The sequence below is a fragment of the Shewanella inventionis genome, from assembly GCF_014641855.1.
Classification (GTDB): Bacteria; Pseudomonadota; Gammaproteobacteria; order Enterobacterales; family Shewanellaceae; genus Shewanella; species Shewanella inventionis.
This window is the reverse complement of record NZ_BMII01000020.1, coordinates 1-20,958: the sequence shown is the minus strand read 5'-3', so window position 1 is coordinate 20,958 and position 20,958 is coordinate 1. Positions and strand designations below refer to the sequence as shown.

14 protein-coding genes and 3 tRNA genes are annotated in these 20,958 nt (G+C 42.1%); 10 read left to right on the top strand and 7 right to left on the bottom strand.

The genetic code is table 11. The features are described 5' to 3' along the window. Window positions 1–7: 7 nt before the first annotated feature. The 3 genes from IEW93_RS12600 to IEW93_RS12590 all read right to left on the bottom strand — a co-directional run bounded on the left by IEW93_RS12600 (window position 8) and on the right by IEW93_RS12590 (window position 7,292). Entirely contained in the window at window positions 8–2,722 is a 2,715-nt protein-coding gene (locus IEW93_RS12600) for a bifunctional acetate--CoA ligase family protein/GNAT family N-acetyltransferase (RefSeq protein WP_188739683.1), read from the bottom strand. 185 nt (window positions 2,723–2,907) lie between these two features. Then, window positions 2,908–6,096 carry an efflux RND transporter permease subunit gene (locus IEW93_RS12595; protein ID WP_188739682.1) on the bottom strand — a complete coding sequence of 1,063 codons (3,189 nt, stop codon included), beginning with the start codon at window positions 6,094–6,096 and terminating at the stop codon, window positions 2,908–2,910. A gap of 5 nt (window positions 6,097–6,101) precedes the next feature. Beyond that, window positions 6,102–7,292, bottom strand: coding sequence for an efflux RND transporter periplasmic adaptor subunit (locus IEW93_RS12590; protein WP_188739681.1), 1,191 nt, complete (start codon window positions 7,290–7,292; stop codon window positions 6,102–6,104). A gap of 211 nt (window positions 7,293–7,503) precedes the next feature. Here IEW93_RS12590 and IEW93_RS12585 point away from each other — a divergent pair, with 211 nt between their 5' ends. Next, window positions 7,504–8,064 (top strand): GNAT family N-acetyltransferase, encoded by a 561-nt coding sequence (locus tag IEW93_RS12585; protein WP_188739680.1) that lies wholly within the window; start codon window positions 7,504–7,506, stop codon window positions 8,062–8,064. Between the two features lie 98 nt (window positions 8,065–8,162). Here IEW93_RS12585 and trxB read toward each other — a convergent pair whose 3' ends face one another. Together trxB and msrA are read right to left on the bottom strand one after the other, a co-directional pair. Next, on the bottom strand, window positions 8,163–9,116 hold the full coding sequence (trxB, locus tag IEW93_RS12580) for a thioredoxin-disulfide reductase (RefSeq protein ID WP_188739679.1): 954 nt from the start codon (window positions 9,114–9,116) through the stop codon (window positions 8,163–8,165). A gap of 400 nt (window positions 9,117–9,516) precedes the next feature. Then, complete coding sequence (gene msrA, locus IEW93_RS12575) at window positions 9,517–9,996, bottom strand: peptide-methionine (S)-S-oxide reductase MsrA (protein WP_188739678.1); 480 nt, start codon at window positions 9,994–9,996, stop codon at window positions 9,517–9,519. 219 nt (window positions 9,997–10,215) lie between these two features. Between msrA and astE the strand changes: the two genes are divergently transcribed. The 5 genes from astE (at window position 10,216) to nadA (ending at window position 16,381) form a co-directional block, all read left to right on the top strand. Further along, entirely contained in the window at window positions 10,216–11,259 is a 1,044-nt protein-coding gene (gene astE / locus IEW93_RS12570) for a succinylglutamate desuccinylase (protein ID WP_188739677.1), read from the top strand. Window positions 11,260–11,446: 187 nt separating this feature from the next. Further along, window positions 11,447–12,625: a thiamine pyrophosphate-dependent dehydrogenase E1 component subunit alpha gene (locus IEW93_RS12565; protein WP_188739676.1), complete on the top strand. Its 1,179-nt coding sequence runs from the start codon at window positions 11,447–11,449 to the stop codon at window positions 12,623–12,625. A 2-nt stretch (window positions 12,626–12,627) separates the two neighbouring features. Next, window positions 12,628–13,605: an alpha-ketoacid dehydrogenase subunit beta gene (locus IEW93_RS12560; RefSeq protein ID WP_188739675.1), complete on the top strand. Its 978-nt coding sequence runs from the start codon at window positions 12,628–12,630 to the stop codon at window positions 13,603–13,605. A gap of 9 nt (window positions 13,606–13,614) precedes the next feature. Next, window positions 13,615–15,204, top strand: a complete 1,590-nt coding sequence (locus tag IEW93_RS12555) for a dihydrolipoyllysine-residue acetyltransferase (protein WP_188739674.1) — start codon at window positions 13,615–13,617, stop codon at window positions 15,202–15,204. A gap of 109 nt (window positions 15,205–15,313) precedes the next feature. Then, a complete protein-coding gene (gene nadA, locus IEW93_RS12550) occupies window positions 15,314–16,381 on the top strand; it encodes a quinolinate synthase NadA (RefSeq protein WP_188739673.1) in 1,068 nt (355 codons plus the stop codon). A 167-nt stretch (window positions 16,382–16,548) separates the two neighbouring features. Here the strand turns inward: nadA and gap are convergent, their stop codons facing one another. Beyond that, on the bottom strand, window positions 16,549–17,559 hold the full coding sequence (gene gap, locus IEW93_RS12545) for a type I glyceraldehyde-3-phosphate dehydrogenase (protein WP_188739672.1): 1,011 nt from the start codon (window positions 17,557–17,559) through the stop codon (window positions 16,549–16,551). Between the two features lie 233 nt (window positions 17,560–17,792). Continuing rightward, the gene (locus tag IEW93_RS12540) at window positions 17,793–18,623 is read right to left on the bottom strand and encodes a DUF2989 domain-containing protein (RefSeq protein WP_188739671.1); all 831 of its coding nucleotides are present in this window, start codon (window positions 18,621–18,623) and stop codon (window positions 17,793–17,795) included. Between the two features lie 200 nt (window positions 18,624–18,823). Here IEW93_RS12540 and IEW93_RS12535 point away from each other — a divergent pair, with 200 nt between their 5' ends. The 4 genes from IEW93_RS12535 to IEW93_RS12520 all read left to right on the top strand — a co-directional run bounded on the left by IEW93_RS12535 (window position 18,824) and on the right by IEW93_RS12520 (window position 20,939). Continuing rightward, window positions 18,824–20,260 (top strand): glyceraldehyde-3-phosphate dehydrogenase, encoded by a 1,437-nt coding sequence (locus tag IEW93_RS12535; protein WP_188739670.1) that lies wholly within the window; start codon window positions 18,824–18,826, stop codon window positions 20,258–20,260. A gap of 353 nt (window positions 20,261–20,613) precedes the next feature. Continuing rightward, window positions 20,614–20,689 (top strand) — tRNA-Gly (locus IEW93_RS12530). Between the two features lie 41 nt (window positions 20,690–20,730). Next, window positions 20,731–20,804, top strand: a tRNA-Cys gene (locus tag IEW93_RS12525). A 49-nt stretch (window positions 20,805–20,853) separates the two neighbouring features. Beyond that, window positions 20,854–20,939, top strand: a tRNA-Leu gene (locus tag IEW93_RS12520). Window positions 20,940–20,958: the final 19 nt, after the last annotated feature.

Sequence of the window (20,958 nt, the reverse complement as noted above, 5' to 3'; positions counted from 1 at the left end):
GGTTTAGTTACCCATTAGTGTATTTGTCTTGATTATCTAAATCCATGTGCATTTTAATCAGATGTTCTTCCATATCAAATGACACTTTAAAGCCTAATGATTTAGCTAAACTGGCCATGTTACGGTTTTCGAACATGGTAAAACCGGTTAAGTACAAGGTATTGTTGTTTTTGTAGTAATGGATCAGTTTTTCCAGTAACAGTTTGCCTAACCCAATACCTTGGTAATCACTGCGCACAGCCATTGCAAACTCGGCTTCTGTGTTGTCTGGATCGATTGAGGCCCTTACTGCACCTAAAGTGAGTTCGTCGCCATTTGCGGTGGTCGTGGTGGCAATAAATGCCATTTCGCGTGCATAATCAATTTGAGTCAATACCGCCATTTCTTCATGTGTCATCCGTGATCGCACGCCAAAATAACGTTTGTATCTGTCTTCATCGCTCAGTGAATTATCAAATTCTAAATGCTTAGGCTCATCTTCTGGCAAAATGGGTCTTAACATAACGGTTAAACCATTTTTAAGTGTTGAGATTTGTTCTAATTCTTTAGGGTAAGGCATTATCGCCAACCGGCCAATATTGTCTTGTGGGCTATCATGCAGGCGCATATTTACATCTAACAAGGTGATTTTTTCGCCTGCTGCTAGCACTGGATTGATGTCGATTTCAGCAATCTCAGGACAGTCGATAATTAAATGTGATATTTGGGTGAGCATGACGCACAATGCGTTCATATCAAGCCCTAAAGGCAAATGCCGATCACGCAGTTTATGGGTTTTAAGTGCTTGTATCACCATGTAGCGTGCTAAAGCCATGTTCAGTGGTGGTAGTGCCACGGCGGCATCACGGGTGGGGTCCCATTCTGAACCGCCTTCGCCAAGACAAATTGCTGGGCCAAAGACAGGGTCGTTAATGACCGAGACTCGAATTTCTTGTGCGCCCGCAGTTAACGCCATCTTTTGAATAATCAATCCATCAATTTTAGCATTAGGATTGATTTGATGAACCCGGTCAATGATTGAGTGGGCCGCATTACTCACATCTTCATCAGAGGTTAAGTTCAACACCACACCATGAACATCAGATTTATACAGGAGATCTGGTGATTGTACTTTTAATGCAACGGGATAGCCTGCGATATTGGCAATATTAACGGCCTCTTCAACATCACTGACAAACCAGGTGTCTATGGTGTTTAATCCGTAGGCTTTTAAAATATCAACAGCTTGATGGGTTTCAATCACGGTTTGACCGCAATCAATGGCTTGCTGAAGTAAGGTTCTGGCCACATTACGGTCTGCTGGAATATTGTCTGGAATAGACAAGGGGACTTCTTGCAGCAATTTTTGGTTGCGGCGATATTCCACCATGTGCATAAATGCACGTACCGCACCTTCTGGTGTGCGGTAGGTGGGAATGCCTGCTTTTGTGAAGCGCTTACGCCCGAGATAGGCTGAGTCTTCACCGCTCCAATTGGTTAAAATATTCAGTTTATGTCGGTTTGGGTGTTGGCTAATGGTGTCAATTAAGCTGGTGGCGATCTCGACACTTTCTGACAATATTGACGGTGAATGCAGCACTAAAATGGTATCAGCGTCATTGCTTTTCATTAAAATATCGAGGGTTTTGGCATACCGTTGATGATCGGCATCTCCAATCATATCGATAGGGTTTTGTCTTGACCAGGTGTCTGGTAACACCTTATTGAGTTCATTGATGGTGGTTTCTGATAACTGCGCTAATTTTCCGCCTTTAATGATCAACTCATCTGCTGCAAGAACCGCGGGGCCTCCACCATTGCTCATGATGACTAATCGCTCGCCTTTTAATGTTGTAGAGTGGGCTAAGCTTTCTACTGCGGCGAAAAGCTCAATTAAGTCGTTTACCCTTAACATACCTGCGCGACGAAATGCCGCTTCATAAACTGCGTCGTTACCGCCAACACCGCCGGTATGGATCATTGCCGCTTTAACCCCTTCATGACTGCGACCAGATTTAATGACAAAAATGGGCTTGTTGCGTGAAGCGGCTCTAGCTGCGGATAAAAAATGACGCTTTTCGTTGATTGAGTCGATATAAAGCATGATTGCACTGGTTTTACTGTCTCGACCTAAATAATCTAGTAATTCGTCAAAATCAATGTCAGTTGCATCGCCTAACGAAATAAACGATGAAAACCCAATGCCTTTATTGTTGGCCCAGTCTAATACCGTGGTGCAAATAGCAGCTGATTGCGACACAAAAGCAATTTTACCTGAAATAGCCCCCGCATGTGCCAAACTGGCATTTAAACCAATAGGAGGCAAAATCATGCCTAAGCTGTTTGGACCAAGTAAGCGCATGCCATAACGTTTTGCATATTGCTTTGTTAATGCTAATAAATTATTGCCATGCTCGTCGGTTTGCAGCGCCATGCCAGAGGCCATAATAATGGCCACTTTGCAGCCAAATTGAGCCAAACGTTCAACTATGCTCGGCACTTTTTGCGCGCTAGTACATATGATGGCTAAATCCGGTTTAATTGGCAGGGCTTCAATATTAGGGTAAGCAAGTACCCCCATTACCGCAGTATATTTTGGCGTAACAGGCATGATTGGCCCAGAAAATCCACTTGAGAGTAGGTTTTTCATAATGCCCTTACCAGCCCGTTTATTGCCGTTTGACGCCCCAATGACGGCTACAGAAGTGGGCTTAAATAGCGAGTGAATACTGCGTTGACTCATGTTGGCGTCCTTGGGTTACAAACGATGACAATCAGATTAGCATATTCTCAATAAAATGATGATGTTGCTATACAATATCGGGATTAATTTGATCTGTTAACTATAGCACCTTGCCAGTTTGGTTGTTTGCACAAAAAAAAGGGATCTTATAAAAGATCCCTTTAATAATACAATGGCAGTTATGTTCAGTTCTGCTTTGAGCCTTCAAGCGTTGATTGAGCTGAACTTGGAGAATAAATTCCAATAATACGACTAATTAATGCTTTACTGTCTTCAATTGCAATATACAGGCAAGGGATCAAACACAGGGTGACTACAGTTGCAAATAACACCCCAAATGCCAATGACACTGCCATAGGGATCACCATTTGCGCCTGCATGCTGGTTTCAGACATGATTGGCACTAAACCAATAAAGGTGGTTAAAGAGGTCAACATAATGGCTCTAAAACGTTTACAACCTGCATTGAGCACAGCTAAACGCATAGGTACTCCTGCTTTGCGCGAGTTATTAACATAGTCGACCATCACCAATGAGTCGTTAACCACCACACCTGCTGCGGCAATAATACCAAACATAGATAGTGCACTTAAATCTATGCCTAATATGATGTGCCCCATAACCGAGCCAATAATCCCAAATGGGATCACTGACATGATCATCACAGGTTGGATGTACGAGCGAAGTGGAATTGCCAACAAGCTGTAAATCACCAGCATGGATAAAATAAAGTCACGTAGCTGAGTATTAGCGCTATCAAGTTGTTCTTGAATGTTACCCGACACTTCACTGCGAACTTGAGGGTATTTTAGCAACAGCTCAGGAATAAAGTTATCACGTATATCTTTTGCAAGCTTAAAGGGTTCTGCTTGCTCTGCATCAACAGAAGCCCACACGTTAATGGTACGGCTGCCATTTTCACGACGAATACTGTTAACCCCCTGAACCACTTTAATGTCAGCTACTTCTGATAAGGGCAATTCAGCACCTTGAGGTGTTTTAATTAACACATCTTGTACTAACGCAATTGAATTACGTTGATCTTCTGGGTAGCGAAGCATGACTTTGATCTCTTCGCCATTGCGAATAATACGCTGAGCCTCTAAACCGTAAAAACTATTGCCCACTTGTGAAGCGATATTTGCCAGGGTTAAACCAAGTACATTGGCTAATGGTTTTAGCTCAAACTGCACCTCTTTGGCGCTAGATTGACGACTGTCGTTAACATCGCTTACGCCTTTTAAGCCATTTAGCTTCTCTTTCAAGGCTAACGATGCTGCCACAAGTTGGGTTTCGTCATTACCTTCTAGTCTAAAGCTGATGTCACCGTCTTCACGGCCGCCACCCATTAAACTGTCTTGAATGGTAAAGGACTTAACCCCTGGAATTAACGGCATGGCCTGACGCCACAGTTCTGCTAGCGCAAAGGTGTCCATAGGACGTAATTCTGGATCAACTAGCTTTGTCATGACTTCTGCGCTGGTTTGACTGCGAAGGTCAACCTGCATATCAGAAATCATTCGTTGGCCGTATTCGTCTTCAACTTTTTTATCAACTCGATACAGCGTTTCCTCAATGGCGAGTGCCGCTGCCAAGGTGGCTTTTTCAGACGCGTCAACGTTCATTTCAATTTTAATGCGCGGAAAGTCGTGTGGAATTTTTGGCTGACCAATAAAGCGCACTAATCCGCCCCCGTATAACCCTGCACAGACTAAAATTAAACTGACAAACAGCATGATGGCGGCGTAGCGATATTTAATGGCAATTTCAAGCGATGGGCGATAAAAGTTTTCGATATATTTGCTTAAATTACGGTCAACATTGCTTTGAATAAAATTCACCCCATTGCGCAGCCAGTCTAGCGGGTTTTTAGAGCCAGCTTTGACTTTCTTGGGTTTTTTCATGTGAGCCAAATGCGCAGGTAAAATCAATTTTGACTCAACCAATGAAAAGAGCAAACATAAAATGACCACATAACCAATCGCCTGACCAAAGGCAGAAGAGGGACCATCATCCATGGTGATGGGTAAAAAAGCTGCAATTGTGGTTAATACACCAAAGGTGGCTGGCATAGCGACTTTTTGCACGCCGCGGATAACACTTTCGACACTGTGGCCGTGATCTTCTGATTCGCTGTGGGCACTTTCCCCCATCACGATGGCATCATCTACCACAATACCGAGCACTAAAATAAACGCGAATAAACTGATCACGTTGATGGTGACATCAATAAAAGCCATTGGCATAAAGAGTAGGGTACCTAAAAAACAAACAGGTAAGCCCATCATGACCCAAAATGCTAAACGAACACGTAAAAACAGGGCTAGCATTAAAAATACCAATACTGCGCCGCTTTTCATGCTATCGAGCATGAGTTCTAATCGACCATCGAGGTAGTAGGTCATGTCAACCCAGGGTTCAAGCTTAACACCGTGAGGTAACGCTTTTTGTTTTTTCTCTACATAGGTTTTTATGGTGGCGGCAACGTCGGTAATACTTTGGTTTTTAGCTGCACCAATAAAGAAAGTAACTGAGTTTTTACCGTTAAATTTAGAGTATTGAATACCTTCTTCAAAACCATCATTAACCACAGCGATATCGCCTAACGATAATGTTGTACCATCATCTAGGGTTAGCAATGGTAAATCTTCAAACTCATAACCAACATAAGCTTGGTTTTGAACCCGCAGGTTTATGTAGCCATTTTCAGCTTTAATTTGGCCGGCTGACATATTGCGTGAATAGCCCTGAACCGCTTGGGCAACATCGTTAAAGGTCAGGCCAAATTCACGCAGTTTATCTTTACTGACCTCGATGCTGATCTCATAACCTAAACCACCGTAATACTCTGAAATATTAACGTTTGGTAGTTGCATTATTTCGTTGTGGATTTTGTCGCCTAAATCTTTAAGTTGGCGCTCAGACATGTCACCGTAAAGACTTAAATACATCACCTCCTGACGAAACTTAATCCGTTCAACTTTCGGCGGCTCCATGTCAGCAGGAAAGGTAGAGATTGAATCAATTTCAGATTTAATTTCATCTAATACCACTAATGGGTCGTAAGATTCTTCAACCTGAAAATAACCCTGAGCCATATTACGGTTCGAATAGGTGATAACCCGTTTTAAGCCTTGGACGCTTTCAAGAGCCTGCTCAATCTTAATGGTGATACCTTCTTCCACTTCTTGTGGGGCGGTACCCGGATATACAGCGCTAAATTCAATCCAGTTGATTTCTACTTCAGGAAAAAATTGTTTTCTAATGGTGCTGGCGGTTAATAAACCGCCTAATAAAATAATGATCATTAGCAAGTTTGCCGCCACACTGTTGCGGGCAAACCAAGCTATAAGACCTTTGTGAGTATCAGCCATGATTGTTATTCACCTTCCATCGCAAGTTCAGAGTCATCTTTTTCTGCTGGCGGCTCTTTTTGCAGAATTCGGTCTTCGGGTAGGGCGACTTTCATGCCATCAACGGGGTAATCAAGTGCGGAGGTAATTAATTGCATGCCAGACTCTAAGCCCTGCGTTATTACGACATTAGCACCGTCCTGGCGGATAACTGTGACGGGTTTATACCTAAGGGTCTTTTCTGCGTCCATGATAGCCACCGCGCCGTTAACAATAAGGTGGCGAGGCACAACAGCAACACTACCGGCCTGTAACCCTTCAATATTTGCAGTAACATAAGTGCCGTAACGCAATTCATTTTTACCCGTTGATAAACCATATGGATCGTCAATTTCGGCAACCAAATAAGTCATGCGGCTTTTACTGTCAACAACCCCTTCACTGCGAACAATTTTACCGGTCCATGCCTGTTTACTGCCGGCAAAATTACCCGATAAACTGACATTAGCATTGACGCCTTTATCGACTAAATATTGCATTTCTTTGTCTGCAATGGGTAAGCGCACTTCGGCTTTGTCGGTATTTAATACTCTGCCAATAGGGCTGCCTTTGCTCACAAATGAACCCAAGCCTATTTCTCGGGCCTCTATCAATGCATCATAAGGAGCACGAATGATGGTTCGCTCTAGGTCGCGTTTGGCTCTATTTAAGCTGGCTTCTGCGCTTTTTAATTTTGCTAACTCTTGTGCTAATTGCGGTTTACGCAAACTCAAATCCGTTGGCTCTCTGTTGGTGATATCTGCCCATTCACGGATAGCAACCTCAGCATTTGCACGCTCTTGAACTAACGAAGCTTGCGATGAAGCGATACTTGCTTGTGCGTCTAGTAAGCTTGATTGGTAATCACTTGGATCGATTTTAGCTAAAATCTCGCCTTTTTTAACAAATCCACCTTTAACAAAGTTGGGATCTAAATAAATAATTTCACCGCCGACTTGGGCAACGATGTCTGTCATGTATTTTGCATTAACAACACCATAAGAGCTGACTTCAAAGGTCATGGGTTGATAAATTACTTCTTCAACCGATACTAGCGGAGTGCTATCTATTTCAGGTTTTTCTTCAGGTGGTTTTTTTAGTGCAGAAAGCCCAACAAGCCCAACAATGCCAATGCCCAATACAATAATGGGTAAAATAATCTGTTTTTTAGTCGCCACAATGCTTCCTTTTAAATGATTTGTGATTGCAGTGTTACCCTTAATGGCTTGCAATTAATCTATTTTTCTATTGTTTATATTAATCGATATGTTTCGACTATGTTGTGTCAATGTGTAAACTTGTGTTTCAAAATAAGCTAAACAGTCGATTCAGCTTTTTCTTTAGCTTAAATTGACAGTGTTTAATTTTAGCCAAAATAGGAATAAATCCATGCAGATCCCTAATACACCTCGTTTAACACTGTCATTAATGAGTCTTGATGACGGTGCGTTGATGTATGAATTAGATCAAGATGAACGGGTTATGCACTTTCTCAATGGGGGCATTAAAACCACACAAAATCAGATTGATACTGTAATGTTGCCAAGATTAGCTCAGTATTTAAATCCCGCAAAAGGTTGGGGTTTGTGGAAAGTTGAAGCGCTAGATTGCGCTGAAAATGATAAATACCAATTGAGTGGTCAGTATTTGGGGTGGATTTTAGTCAGGCCAATGCATTTTTTCACCCAACCTGAACTACATAATATTGAACTTGGCTGGCGCTTTAAATATGACTGTTGGGGCAAAGGCTACGCGACAGAAGCGGCGAAGGCAGTAATGCAGGCAATCAGTGCTTGTGGTGATGTGACCCATGTAAGTGCGATAGCGGTTGAAGATAATCATGCATCAATTGCGATTATGAAAAAGCTTGGCATGACTTTTTTGTACAAACGAATTCACCGAGATCCATTAGGCGATACTGAGGCTGTTTTTTATCAAAAAACAGTTTAAAGCCTGTGGTTGTGAGCAGCTTATTTGAAAGCGCTTATTGCGAAGCAAAAAAAGAGCAGAAAGTCTGCTCTTTTTGTCATGTTAAGTCAGTTTGATAATTACTTTTTTGCGTCTAAGTAGCGTTCTGCATCTAATGCAGCCATACAACCTGTGCCAGCAGAGGTAATTGCTTGACGGTAATGTTGATCCATTACGTCACCACATGCATAAACGCCTTCAATGCTGGTTTGTGTCGCATTGCCTTGCAAACCACTGTTTACTTTTAAGTAACCGTGGTTCATTTCTAATTGGCCTTCAAAAATACCTGTGTTAGGGCTGTGACCAATAGCAACGAATACACCGGCAACCTCTAAATCTGTGATTGAGCCATCTTTGGTGCTTTTCTTTTTAAGACCCGTTACACCCATATCATTGCCTGTCACTTCTTCCAGGGTTTGGTCTAGGTGTAAAATGATATTGCCGTTAGCCACTTTGTCCATTAAGCGGTCAATCAGAATTTTCTCTGAACGGAAACTATCACGGCGATGAATTAAGTGAACTTCAGAAGCAATGTTACTTAAGTAAAGTGCTTCTTCAACTGCGGTGTTACCACCGCCAATGACCGCAACTTTTTGGTTACGATAAAAGAAACCGTCACAAGTTGCGCAAGCTGATACGCCACGGCCCATAAAGGCTTCTTCAGATGGAAGGCCTAAATACTTAGCAGAAGCACCCGTTGCAATAATTAATGCATCACAGGTAAATTCGCCATTGTCGCCTTTTAAACGAAAAGGACGCTCAGTTAAATTAACTTCATTGATGTGGTCAAAAATAATTTCAGTGTCAAACTTTTCAGCGTGCTTTTGCATGCGTTCCATTAATGCTGGACCGGTTAAGTCTTCTGCATCGCCTGGCCAGTTTTCAACTTCAGTCGTAGTGGTTAATTGACCACCTTGCTGCATACCTGTGATCATTACAGGTTTTAAATTTGCACGCGCAGCATAAACCGCAGCGGTATAGCCAGCAGGGCCAGAACCTAAAATTAATAGGTTAACGTGACGAGCTTCACTCATGATTTTATTCTCCGATAACATGCCTTAAGCAATTTGCATGGGATTGTATGGAATTTACATCGGCGGGTAAAGGGAAGTTAACGGTAGTAAATCGATTGCGTTAATCTATTGTGTAAATAATATTGTTCAAGATAAAACAGATAAAGCGCGACGAGGGAATTGTCTGGCAATCTAAGCGTCATTTGCTCAACAAAGCAGGATCTGTTTTACACAACCCTTTAAACTGTGTTTGATGGCCATATTGACATCGTTATCGACTTTTTATGCACAATAACGACACTGTAGAGCCGATGGCTTTTAGAAATGAACAACAAGTTTCTTTGTAAGATCAACACGTCTTGATGTTGATCTTACATCCGCCGAAATTCCGGCAAACCGAACCAAAGTTAATTTTCAGCGTTTAATACACTAAATGACAAGACGGTAAATTATTTTTTTCTAAATAATTCTGGTGGTATTCCTCGGCAATGTGGAATGTTTGTATCGGTACAATTTCAGTCACAATATGACGTTGACCCCATTTTCCACTGCGCGCGAGCGCCAGCTTTGAGCTTTCAGCAAGTGCTTTTTGCTCTTTATCATGGAAGAAAATAGTACTGCGATATTGAGTACCAATGTCACCGCCCTGCATATTGAGCATGGTTGGGTTATGGTTTTTCCAAAATGTATCTAATAAATCATTGTAGCTTACAATGCTTGGGTCAAATTCAACCTGAACAACTTCAGCATGGCCAGTGGTGCCTGTTTTGACTTCTTTGTAGGTAGTAGCACTGTCTTTACCACCCATGTAGCCACAGGTTGCGTTAATTACGCCATTAATTTCTCTGAAAAAATATTCAACGCCCCAAAAACAGCCTGCCCCAAATGTTGCTAACGCCATGATGTACCCTTAAAACAGTTTAGAAGTCTAGATGGCTGTAATTGTGTTGAATGTTGACGATTTTTGCAAGCAAACTTTTATTAATAAATAAATCTAACTTATAGCAACAATAAAATACATTGTGGCTATGATAGAATCCGCGCAAATAGGCTATTAATCTAACGTGCTCAACTGTACGTGAGTGAATGTGCCACATAATAATGAGACAAGGAGTTCATCGTGTTATCTGACCTGTTGATAAACAATGATTTTTTAGATTATACCTTAGCCAATCCCAATCAATTGCCAAGCGCCTATGACTTTATGCTAGGGGATCATACCCGTGTAGATGTATGGGACACAGGTGTAATAGTTTTCACCCCGTTAGATGCAACCAAAGACATTGTATTGTCATGTGCTGTTCACGGTAATGAAACCGCACCCATAGAAATATGCAATCAAATCATTAAAGATCTGCTCACTCAACGCATCATGGCTAAGCAACGCGTACTGTTTTTAATTGGCAATCCCGCAGCTATTATCAATCAAACCCGGTTTATCGATGAAAACATGAATCGCTTATTCAGTGGCGCGCATTCAAAAGGTGAGGGCTTAACGCATCCTGAACGTCATCGTGCAAAAGCACTTGAACAATACGTAGCTGATTTCTTTAATTCCAATAATGATCGTCAACGCATCCATTACGATTTGCATACTGCGATCCGTGCTTCTAAGCATGAAAAATTTGCCATCTATCCTTATCGACCAGGCCGCGCTTACAGCGCAGAACAAATTATGTTTTTAGCGGCATGTGGTGTCGACACGATTTTGTTTCATCATGAACCTACCACCACTTTTAGTTATTACTCTTCAGAACAATTTAACGCAGATGCCTTTACCGTAGAGCTCGGTAAAGTGATGCCGTTTGGTCAAAATGATATGAGTCGTTTTAGCCAAACTCATACTATGCTTGAAAAACTAATTACTGAAACCACTCTTGCTCCGATTGAATTCGATTCGAGTAAAGTCAATTTGTACAAGGTTTCTCGCTCTATAAATAAGCATTTCGATGACTTTGCCTTTAATTTTGCCAATGATGCCGAAAATTTCAGTGCCTTCAAGCAAGGTGAGGTATTGGCCACAGAGGGCGGACAGCAAATTGTGGTAGAACATCCACAAGAGGCTATTGTATTTCCTAATGCTAATGTGCCTATTGGGCAACGGACGGTGCTATGCCTAGTGCCAGCGCCAAACGAGAATATTATCAATACCCAATCAAACTGAAGATACTCAGAAACATGTATTCAAGTTGTAGTCGTAAAGCAAAATATACATGTTAATTGTGAGTAAAATGCGTTTAGAGTGAGAGTAAGTATTGATAGGTAGTTTACGTTAACGTAATGTTTACTTGCATAGTATCAATAAAGCCATGTTTATGTTGAACATGGCTTAACAATAATAAGAGCATAATATGAGCAACGCACCACTGACCAATGAAACAGTGCACCGTGTCAGCTTCTTAGACAAAGCGTCATTGCACATTCCCATTTTGCGAATTTTACAAGCAGATGGCACCACCTATGAAAATGCGGTTCTGCCAGTTATCGACAAGACTTTAGCCGAAAAAATCTTTGATACTTGTGTTTTTACTCGAGTATTAGACGAGCGTATGTTGGGTGCGCAACGTCAAGGCCGTATTAGTTTTTACATGACCTGTACCGGTGAAGAAGCCTCAATAGTAGGCAGTACAGCAGCACTTGATAAAGACGATGTTATTTTGGCTCAATACCGTGAACATGCCTCATTGCGTTATCGCGGGTTTAGCACTGAACAATTTATGAATCAGATGTTCAGTAACGAGAAAGATTTAGGTAAAGGCCGGCAAATGCCTATCCATTACGGCTGCCGCGAACTGAATTATCAAACTATTTCATCACCCTTGGCAACGCAAATTCCACAGGCAACAGGTGTTGCATACGGTATGAAGTTACAAGGCAAACGTAATGTCGCTATTTGTTACTTCGGTGAAGGCGCTGCCTCAGAGGGCGATTTTCATGCGGGTTTAAATATGGCCGCAGTACTTAAATCGCCAGTTATTTTCTTTTGCCGTAACAATGGTTATGCCATTTCAACACCAACAGAAGAGCAGTTTGCGGGTAACGGCATTGCTAGCCGTGGTGTTGGTTATGGTATGCACACAATCCGTGTTGATGGTAACGACATGCTAGCGGTGCTTGCAGCAACACAACAGGCGCGTGCCCATGCATTAGAGCATAATGCCCCAGTACTCATCGAAGCCATGACATATCGTTTAGGGGCACATTCTTCATCAGATGACCCGTCAGGTTATCGCTCAAAAGATGAAGAAGCCAAATGGCAACAGCATGATCCGGTTAAACGCTTTAAATTGTGGATGATTAATAAAGGTTGGATCAGCGAAGCTGACGAAGCCAAATTATTTGAACGCTACCGTGAAGAAGTGTTAGCGGCAGTAAAAGTGGCCGAAAAACTACCTATTCCTATGCTTGATGAAATCATTGAAGACGTGCTCGATAAACCAACGCCAGCGCTTAAAAAGCAGCTGAAAGAATTAAAAGAGCACATCAATAAGTATCCAAAAGCCTATCCTAAAAGCGCAGGGAGACTGTAACCGTGGCTCAAATGAATATGTTACACGCCATCAATGAGGCGTTATCGATTGCCATGAAAGCTGACGAGCGCATGGTTATTTTTGGTGAAGACGTGGGCCACTTTGGTGGTGTTTTTCGTGCAACTTCTGGATTACAAGAGCAATTTGGTCGTGACCGTTGCTTTAATACACCGTTAACAGAGCAGGGCATCGCCGGTTTTGCCAATGGCCTGGCATCATTTGGCATGACTGCGGTTGCTGAAATTCAGTTTGCTGATTATATTTTCCCAGCCTTTGATCAAATCGTTAATGAATCTGCAAAATTTAGATACCGCAGTGGTAATCAATTTGATGTGGGGGGATTAACCTTTCGCACACCTTATGGCGGTGGTATTGCTGGTGGTCATTACCATTCGCAATCGCCAGAAGCTTACTTTACTCAAACCCCAGGGCTAAAAGTGGTTGTGCCACGTAATCCTGAGCAAGCTAAAGGTTTATTATTAGCTTCAATTCGAGACCCTAACCCCGTTATTTTCTTTGAGCCTAAACGTTTATACCGCGCCTCAGTAGGTGAAGTCCCCGCTGGCGATTATCAAATCGAACTGGGCAAAGCACAAGTGGTTAAACAAGGCCGTGACATAACCGTATTAGCGTGGGGCGCGCAGATGGAAATTGTTGAAAAAGCTTGCGAGCGTGCCGAAAAAGAAGGTATTTCATGCGAAATTATCGACTTACGCACTCTAGCGCCTTGGGATGTCGACACGGTGGCTAAATCGGTGACTAAAACCGGCCGTTTATTGATTAACCATGAAGCGCCACTGACTGGCGGGTTTGCGGGTGAAATTGCCGCAACCATTCAACAAGAATGTTTCTTATCGCTTGAGTCGCCAATTAGTCGAGTGTGTGGTTTAGATACGCCGTATCCATTAATTCACGAAAAAGAATACATGCCAGATGAATTGAAAACCTTCGAAGCCATCAAAGCTTCAGTTGCGTTTTAGGAGTAAGATATGATTAAAGATTTTATTTTACCCGACATCGGTGAAGGTGTAGTGGAATGTGAATTAGTAGATTGGTTAGTGAGCGAAGGTGATATCGTCACCGAAGACCAGCCGATTGCTGACGTAATGACAGACAAAGCATTAGTGCAAATACCGGCGCCTCATGCTGGCAAAATCACTAAGCTATATTATGCCAAAGGTGATATTGCCATTGTTCATCAACCGCTTTATGCCGTAGAAATGGACATTGATGACTCAGAGCCAACGCAAGTCCCAATGGCAGAAGTCACGCCTGTTGTAGAAGGCCGTTCTGAGGTTGCTTGTACGAGTCAGTCAAACGTAGAAGACTTTTTATTGCCAGATATTGGTGAAGGTATTGTCGAGTGTGAGCTCGTTGAGTGGCTGGTTGAAGAAGGTGATGTGGTGGTTGAAGACCAACCGATCGCCGATGTGATGACAGATAAAGCGCTCGTACAAATACCCGCGATGAAAGCCGGTAAAATAGTCAAACTATATTACCGTAAAGGCCAACTTGCGAAAGTTCACTCGCCTTTATTTGCCATTGAAGTAGAAACAGACACCGTACAGGATATTGCACCAGAGCAGGTGCTACAGCAAGCTGACACTTCACCAGTATTGGTTAGCGCAGAGCCTGTTGCGCAAGGTAAGGCTTTAGCCAGTCCTGCCGTTCGACGTTTAGCGCGATCACTTGACATTAACATAGCCCTGGTTTCTGGTAGTGGTAAAAACGGCCGCGTTTATAAAGAAGATATTGAACGCCATCAACAAGGTGCTGCTAAGCCTACTGTTGCAGCCTCTACAAACAGCGCAAACGTTTCAGCATCGAGTCAAGTTAGTACCACCACCGAAGTGGCAACTATTAGTCATTCTGGTGTGGATCGCGTTGAGCCGATAAAAGGTGTTAAAGCGGTGATGGCGAAGATGATGGTTGAGTCGGTATCGACTATTCCACACTTTACTTACTGTGAAGAGTTTGATTTAACAGAGTTAGTTGCTCTTCGCGACAATATGAAACAACGTTATTCAACCGATGAAGTTAAACTCACCATGATGCCATTCTTTATGAAGGCCATGTCATTAGCGATTACCGAGTTTCCCATACTTAACAGCCAGGTGAATGCTGATTGTACCGAGCTGACTTATAAATCACGTCATAACATTGGTATGGCCGTTGACTCAAAAGTGGGTTTATTGGTGCCGAATGTCAAAGATGTGCAAAGTAAGTCTATTTTGGACATTGCCGCCGACATTACGCGTTTAACCGCTGCAGCTCGCAGTGGCCGTGTATCGCCAGCAGATTTAAAAGACGGTACGATTTCAATCTCTAATATTGGCGCCTTGGGTGGCACGGTTGCTACACCTATTATTAATAAACCCGAAGTGGCCATCGTTGCTTTAGGTAAGTTACAGGTGTTGCCACGCTTTAATGTTAAGGGCGAAGTAGAAGCGCGAAAAATAATGCAAGTGAGCTGGTCTGGGGATCATCGTGTCATTGATGGCGGAACTATCGCACGATTCTGTAACTTGTGGAAACACTACCTAGAACAACCGCAAGAAATGCTATTGGCCATGCGTTAAGCTCGCAATAGCAATGCACAGTTTTATCTAAAAGGACGCAATCGCGTCCTTTTGTTTTCAGCCTCTTTTTCGTATAATCTGCGGATAATCTCAATCGCTTGGAACCTGTATGAGTCTGTCGGCACCTAAAATTGAAACTATCGAGTATCCGTTTCCACCCAAACCTGCCGTGTTGTCTGACGCTGAAAAAGCACAATATAAAGCACGAATTAAACAGTTGTTGATCGATCAAAATGCGGTGTTAGTCGCCCATTATTACACCGATCCTGAAATTCAAGCTTTAGCAGAAGAGACGGGCGGCTGTGTGTCTGACTCGCTAGAGATGGCGCGTTTTGGCCGTGACCATCCTGCTAAAAAATTAATTGTTGCAGGGGTTAAGTTTATGGGCGAAACCGCCAAAATCTTAAGTCCAGAAAAAACCATTTTAATGCCAACACTAGAAGCAACCTGTTCATTAGATTTAGGATGTCCAATCGAGCAGTTTAATGCGTTTTGTGATGCGCACCCAGATCACACTGTGGTGGTTTACGCCAATACATCTGCCGCAGTAAAAGCTCGTGCTGATTGGGTTGTCACTTCCAGTATTGCGTTAGAAATTGTTGAGCATCTTGATAGCCAAGATAAAAAAATTATTTGGGCACCAGACCGTCATTTAGGCTCTTACATCAACAAACAAACTGGCGCAGACATGTTGTTGTGGCAGGGCGAATGTATTGTCCATGATGAGTTTCAAGCCAAAGCGCTACGTGAGCTCAAAAAACTTCACCCAGGTGCGGCAATTTTGGTTCACCCAGAGTCACCAGCAAGCGTGGTTGAACTTGCCGATGCAGTAGGCTCAACTAGCCAGTTGATCAAAGCTGCGCAAACGATGGCAAATGACACCTTTATTGTGGCCACCGATCGCGGCATATTTTACAAAATGCAACAAGCTGCGCCAGGTAAAACATTAATTGAAGCTCCGACAGGGGGTAATGGCGCCACTTGTAAAAGTTGTGCACATTGTCCTTGGATGGCCATGAATGGTTTACAAGCCATTGAACAATCATTGATCAATAGTGACAAATCCAATCACGAAATTTTTGTTGATGATGAGCTACGCGTTAAAGCACTTATCCCACTGACACGCATGCTCGATTTTGCTAAAGGGCTAAACATGAAAGTGAAGGGCAATGCTTAAAAAGCACTTAGCCTCGTAAGCATAAAAAGCCGACAGCAAGTCGGCTTTTTTATGGCTAATTTTAGTTGCCTAATTGATTAGATCTAAGCCGTTGACGTATTGGCTTGCAGGTAACAAAAAGCCCCGCATAAATGCGAGGCTCTTATCTAAGTAATCTATTAAATAGATTATTTAGCGTTCATTAATGCAACTGTGTTGTCTAGCATGCGGTTACTGAAACCCCATTCGTTGTCATACCATGCCATAACTTTCACTAAACGACCTTTAACACGTGTTTGTGTCGCATCGAAATTAGATGAGAATGGGTTGTGGTTGAAATCGATAGACACTAAAGGCTCTTCATTAATCGCTAACACTTGATTTAGTGGTGACGTTTTAGCCGCATCAGCAACGATTTGGTTAATTTCTTCAACAGTTGTATCGCGTGATGCTAAGAAGGTTAGGTCGACTAACGATACGTTTACCGTTGGAACACGTACTGCTAAACCGTCAAATTTACCTTGTAGCTCAGGAACCACTAATCCTACCGCAGCTGCTGCACCCGTTTGTGTTGGGATCATAGACATTGCCGCTGCACGAGCACGACGTAAATCAGTGTGGTATACGTCTGACAAACGTTGATCGTTAGTGTAAGCATGGATAGTCGTCATTAAACCTGACTCTATACCAACCGCATCACTTAATGGCTTAGCCACTGGAGCTAAACAGTTAGTGGTACATGAAGCATTTGAAATCACAGTCATGTCGGCAGTTAATACGTCTTGGTTAACACCGTAAACAACAGTTGCATCTACGTTTTTACCAGGAGCTGAAATGATCACTTTTTTAGCACCAGCATCTAAGTGCGGCTGAACAGCAGCCTTAGAAGTGAAAATACCAGTACATTCGTATACCACATCAACGTTTAATTCAGCCCAAGGCAATTTAGAAGGATCGCGTTCTTGGAAAGTCAGGATTTTGTCGCCATTAACATAGATAGCTTCATCATCGTGATCAACTTTGGCATTGAAACGACCATGCACAGAATCGTACTTGGTTAAATGGGCGTTGATTGATGCGTCACCTAAATCGTTTAATGCAACGATTTGGATTGGATAATCTTTTTCGCTTTCATAAAGTGCACGTAGAACATTTCTTCCGATACGGCCATAGCCGTTAATAGCAACACGGATAGTCATCTCATATCCCTCAAGTGATAAAATAATTTGGTGGCATGCTGATCGCCTGGTTGTAAAATTACCAAATTAACCGTAATGGTCAAGTTAAATCACCCTAAATTGGCAAAATAGGGGGATTATTTTGTATTTTTTTTACATTTAGCACGTTTTGAAGATAATTTAAGCACAGTTTTGTAAGTTGGCACATTAAGTCAGACTCAGATCAGCTTGGCTAATTTAGCATAACATGGTGTTTATTTGAGCAACAGTTCACTGGCACTGTTGGCAAAAGATCCACTCATTACCGAAGCAATTAATTCAGTAGCTTGCTGATCTAATCGCTGAGCGAGGTGCTTATTCCCTTGGATAATCGCCAATAATTGTTCTTCATTGACATGATTTGGGCTTATTAATAAATAGGCACGTGTTAATAAGTATTCTTTTTGGTGATCTTGTTGTTGTTTGTAAATTGATGCCAGTGCTAAAAACCAGTCAGGACTAATTAATTCTGCCTCTGTGTTAGCCAATAATGTTAGGTAGAGATGCTTGGCATCGTTTGGTTGATAACGCACATAATGGGCTGCCAATTGGCTGATAATTTCAGGGTCGGTTAATTGTCCTTGCTGATAAGTTTGCTCAACAATGGCAAGACCAGCCTGATCATTAAATCGTATCCATCGATAATAAGCTAAATGGAGATCATTATTATTTTGAGTAAACGCTTGTAGCTCTGCTAACGTTTGCGTGCTAACAGCAAATGCACGTTCACGATCCCGTGTTCGGTCTGTATTGAGTTTATGTTGAACACCGGCGGCAAGTTCGATGCATTTGCTGTAATTTTCAAGGTAGATAAGCTGCTGGTAAAGCTCTTTTCCTGTTGGAGCAGAACTCTGTTTTAGTAAGTATCTATGGCGAATAAGATCCCCTTTTTCAAATCGACACCAACTATCTTTGTGTAAATCGCTACAAAGTTCAGGATTATTTTTACAAATTAGGTCGCTATTACGGTCATTATCGCAGCCAAAAAGACCAAAAAATGCCCCAATAAATGTAAATGATGTAATTAATACAAAATTTTGGCTCAAAACCGTCTCCGAGAGGTAAATTGTCTAATAAAATTACATATTTACCGAAAATTTGTTACTGGCGAAATGTCGTGTATTTCATTACAATGTCGCCGACCAAGAGGGTAAAACCCATACAACAATTTAATTATTGGTCTTTTCTTTTTGTTACTCAAACCTTTCTGTTAAAAAACTGGAAAAGTGAGATAAAGGATCCCTACATGAGCGCAGATAAACATTTACAAAGCTGGCAAGAACGTTTCGAAATGGCTGAAGCAATGCAACCATTGCTCGGTAAGTTATATCGTAACCAAGGTGTAGAAGTGGTGGTATATGGAAAACCACTTTTAAACGCATCAACTATCGAAATTATTAAGTCACACCGTTTAGTACGTCGTCATGTTGGAGAAAAGTTACGCCTTCGCGAAAGTTTCCCATTTGTTGAAGCGCTAAGCAAATTAGCTGTTCAACATTGTAAAGTGGACATTGGTAAACTGGCGATTAATTACTGGCGTGACAACAAGGACGCAAGCGGAATAGAAGCATACATGGCTAATGAGTTAGCACCAGCATTGAATCATGGTGATGATACTCCAGCCAGAGATGTAGTACTTTATGGTTTTGGGCGTATTGGGCGTTTACTTGCTCGTTTGTTGATTGAGCGTACTGGTAAAAGCAATAAAATGTGTTTACGTGCAATTGTGCTTCGTGGTGGTAAACAAGGTGATTTAGAAAAACGTGCCAGTTTGTTACGCCGTGATTCAGTGCATGGACCATTTAATGGTTCTGTAGAAGTGGATGAAGAAAATAACGCCATCATTGCAAATGGTACATACATCCAAGTCATTTATGCTAATTCGCCTGATCAGGTCGATTACACTAAATACGGAATTAATAACGCTTTAATCGTTGATAACACTGGTATTTGGAAAGATGAAGACGGTTTAGGTTTACATCTTAAAAGTCCTGGAGCAAGCAAAGTGTTGTTAACTGCACCGGCTAAAGGCGCAATTAAGAATGTTGTGTATGGTGTTAATGAAAACGACATTTTAGATGAAGACATGATTGTGTCAGCAGCAAGTTGTACTACTAATGCCATCACACCAGTATTGAAAGCAGTAAATGATAAATATGGTATTGAGAATGGTCATGTTGAGACTATTCATTCATATACCAATGATCAAAACTTAATTGATAACTACCACAGTGCAGATCGTCGTGGCCGTAGTGCGCCATTAAACATGGTTATCACTGAAACGGGCGCCGCTAAAGCTGTGGCAAAAGCGCTACCCGTACTAGCAGGTAAACTAACCGGCAATGCAATTCGGGTCCCAACGCCTAATGTGTCAATGGCGATTATCAGTGTTAATTTAAACTCTGAAACTAATCGTGACGAGTTAAATGAATACTTAAAAGATGTGGCCCTGCAGTCTGGATTACAAAATCAAATCGACTTTACTGAATCTACTGAAATTGTATCAAGTGACTTGGTCGGCTCACGTTATGCTGGTGTTGTTGACTCACAGGCCACGATTGCAGAAGGCAAGCGTGCAATTTTGTATGTTTGGTACGATAACGAGTTCGGTTATAGCTGTCAGGTCGTCGGCGTGATGCAAAAAATGTTGGGTTTAACCACTTTATCACTGCCTAACCTATAAACAGCAACTGTAGTTATTGTTATCCTTCATTTAAACACCTCAATGATTGAGGTGTTTTTATTTGAGCCTGACTGATTTAAACATTGAAACACGTGTGTAGCAGGGCATAATTGGTTTCATATTATTAAAAATTAATCACAGTGATGATTTATGCAGCAAACAGTCATTTTGTTGCAATAATCCTGTTTTTATTGATTGACTATCCCGATCAAATCGGTAGAATGCCATTCCGCAGTCAGGGGAAACGTCCTCAGGTTGTAAAGATTGAAAATGCGACATTAGCTCAGTTGGGTAGGTTGAAAGACGATACCTTTCTCGCAGTGTTAAAAATAGCATGTACGAAGATTGAAAATGCGACATTAGCTCAGTTGGTAGAGCGATACCTTGCCAAGGTATAGGTCATCGGTTCGAACCCGATATGTCGCTCCAATTTCTTATCTCCTCCGATGGATTCGAATTTGGTAAAGCATGGCGCGATGGCAGAATGGCTATGCTGCGGATTGCAAATCCGTCGATCTCGGTTCGACTCCGGGTCGCGCCTCCACAAAATTGCGTTTAATGGTTACTTATTGTAACGGTTAAAACAACACTTTGCCCGAGTGGTGGAATCGGTAGACACAAGGGATTTAAAATCCCTCGCTGAATAAGCGTGCCGGTTCAAGTCCGGCCTCGGGTACCATTATTTATAGTAAGAAATT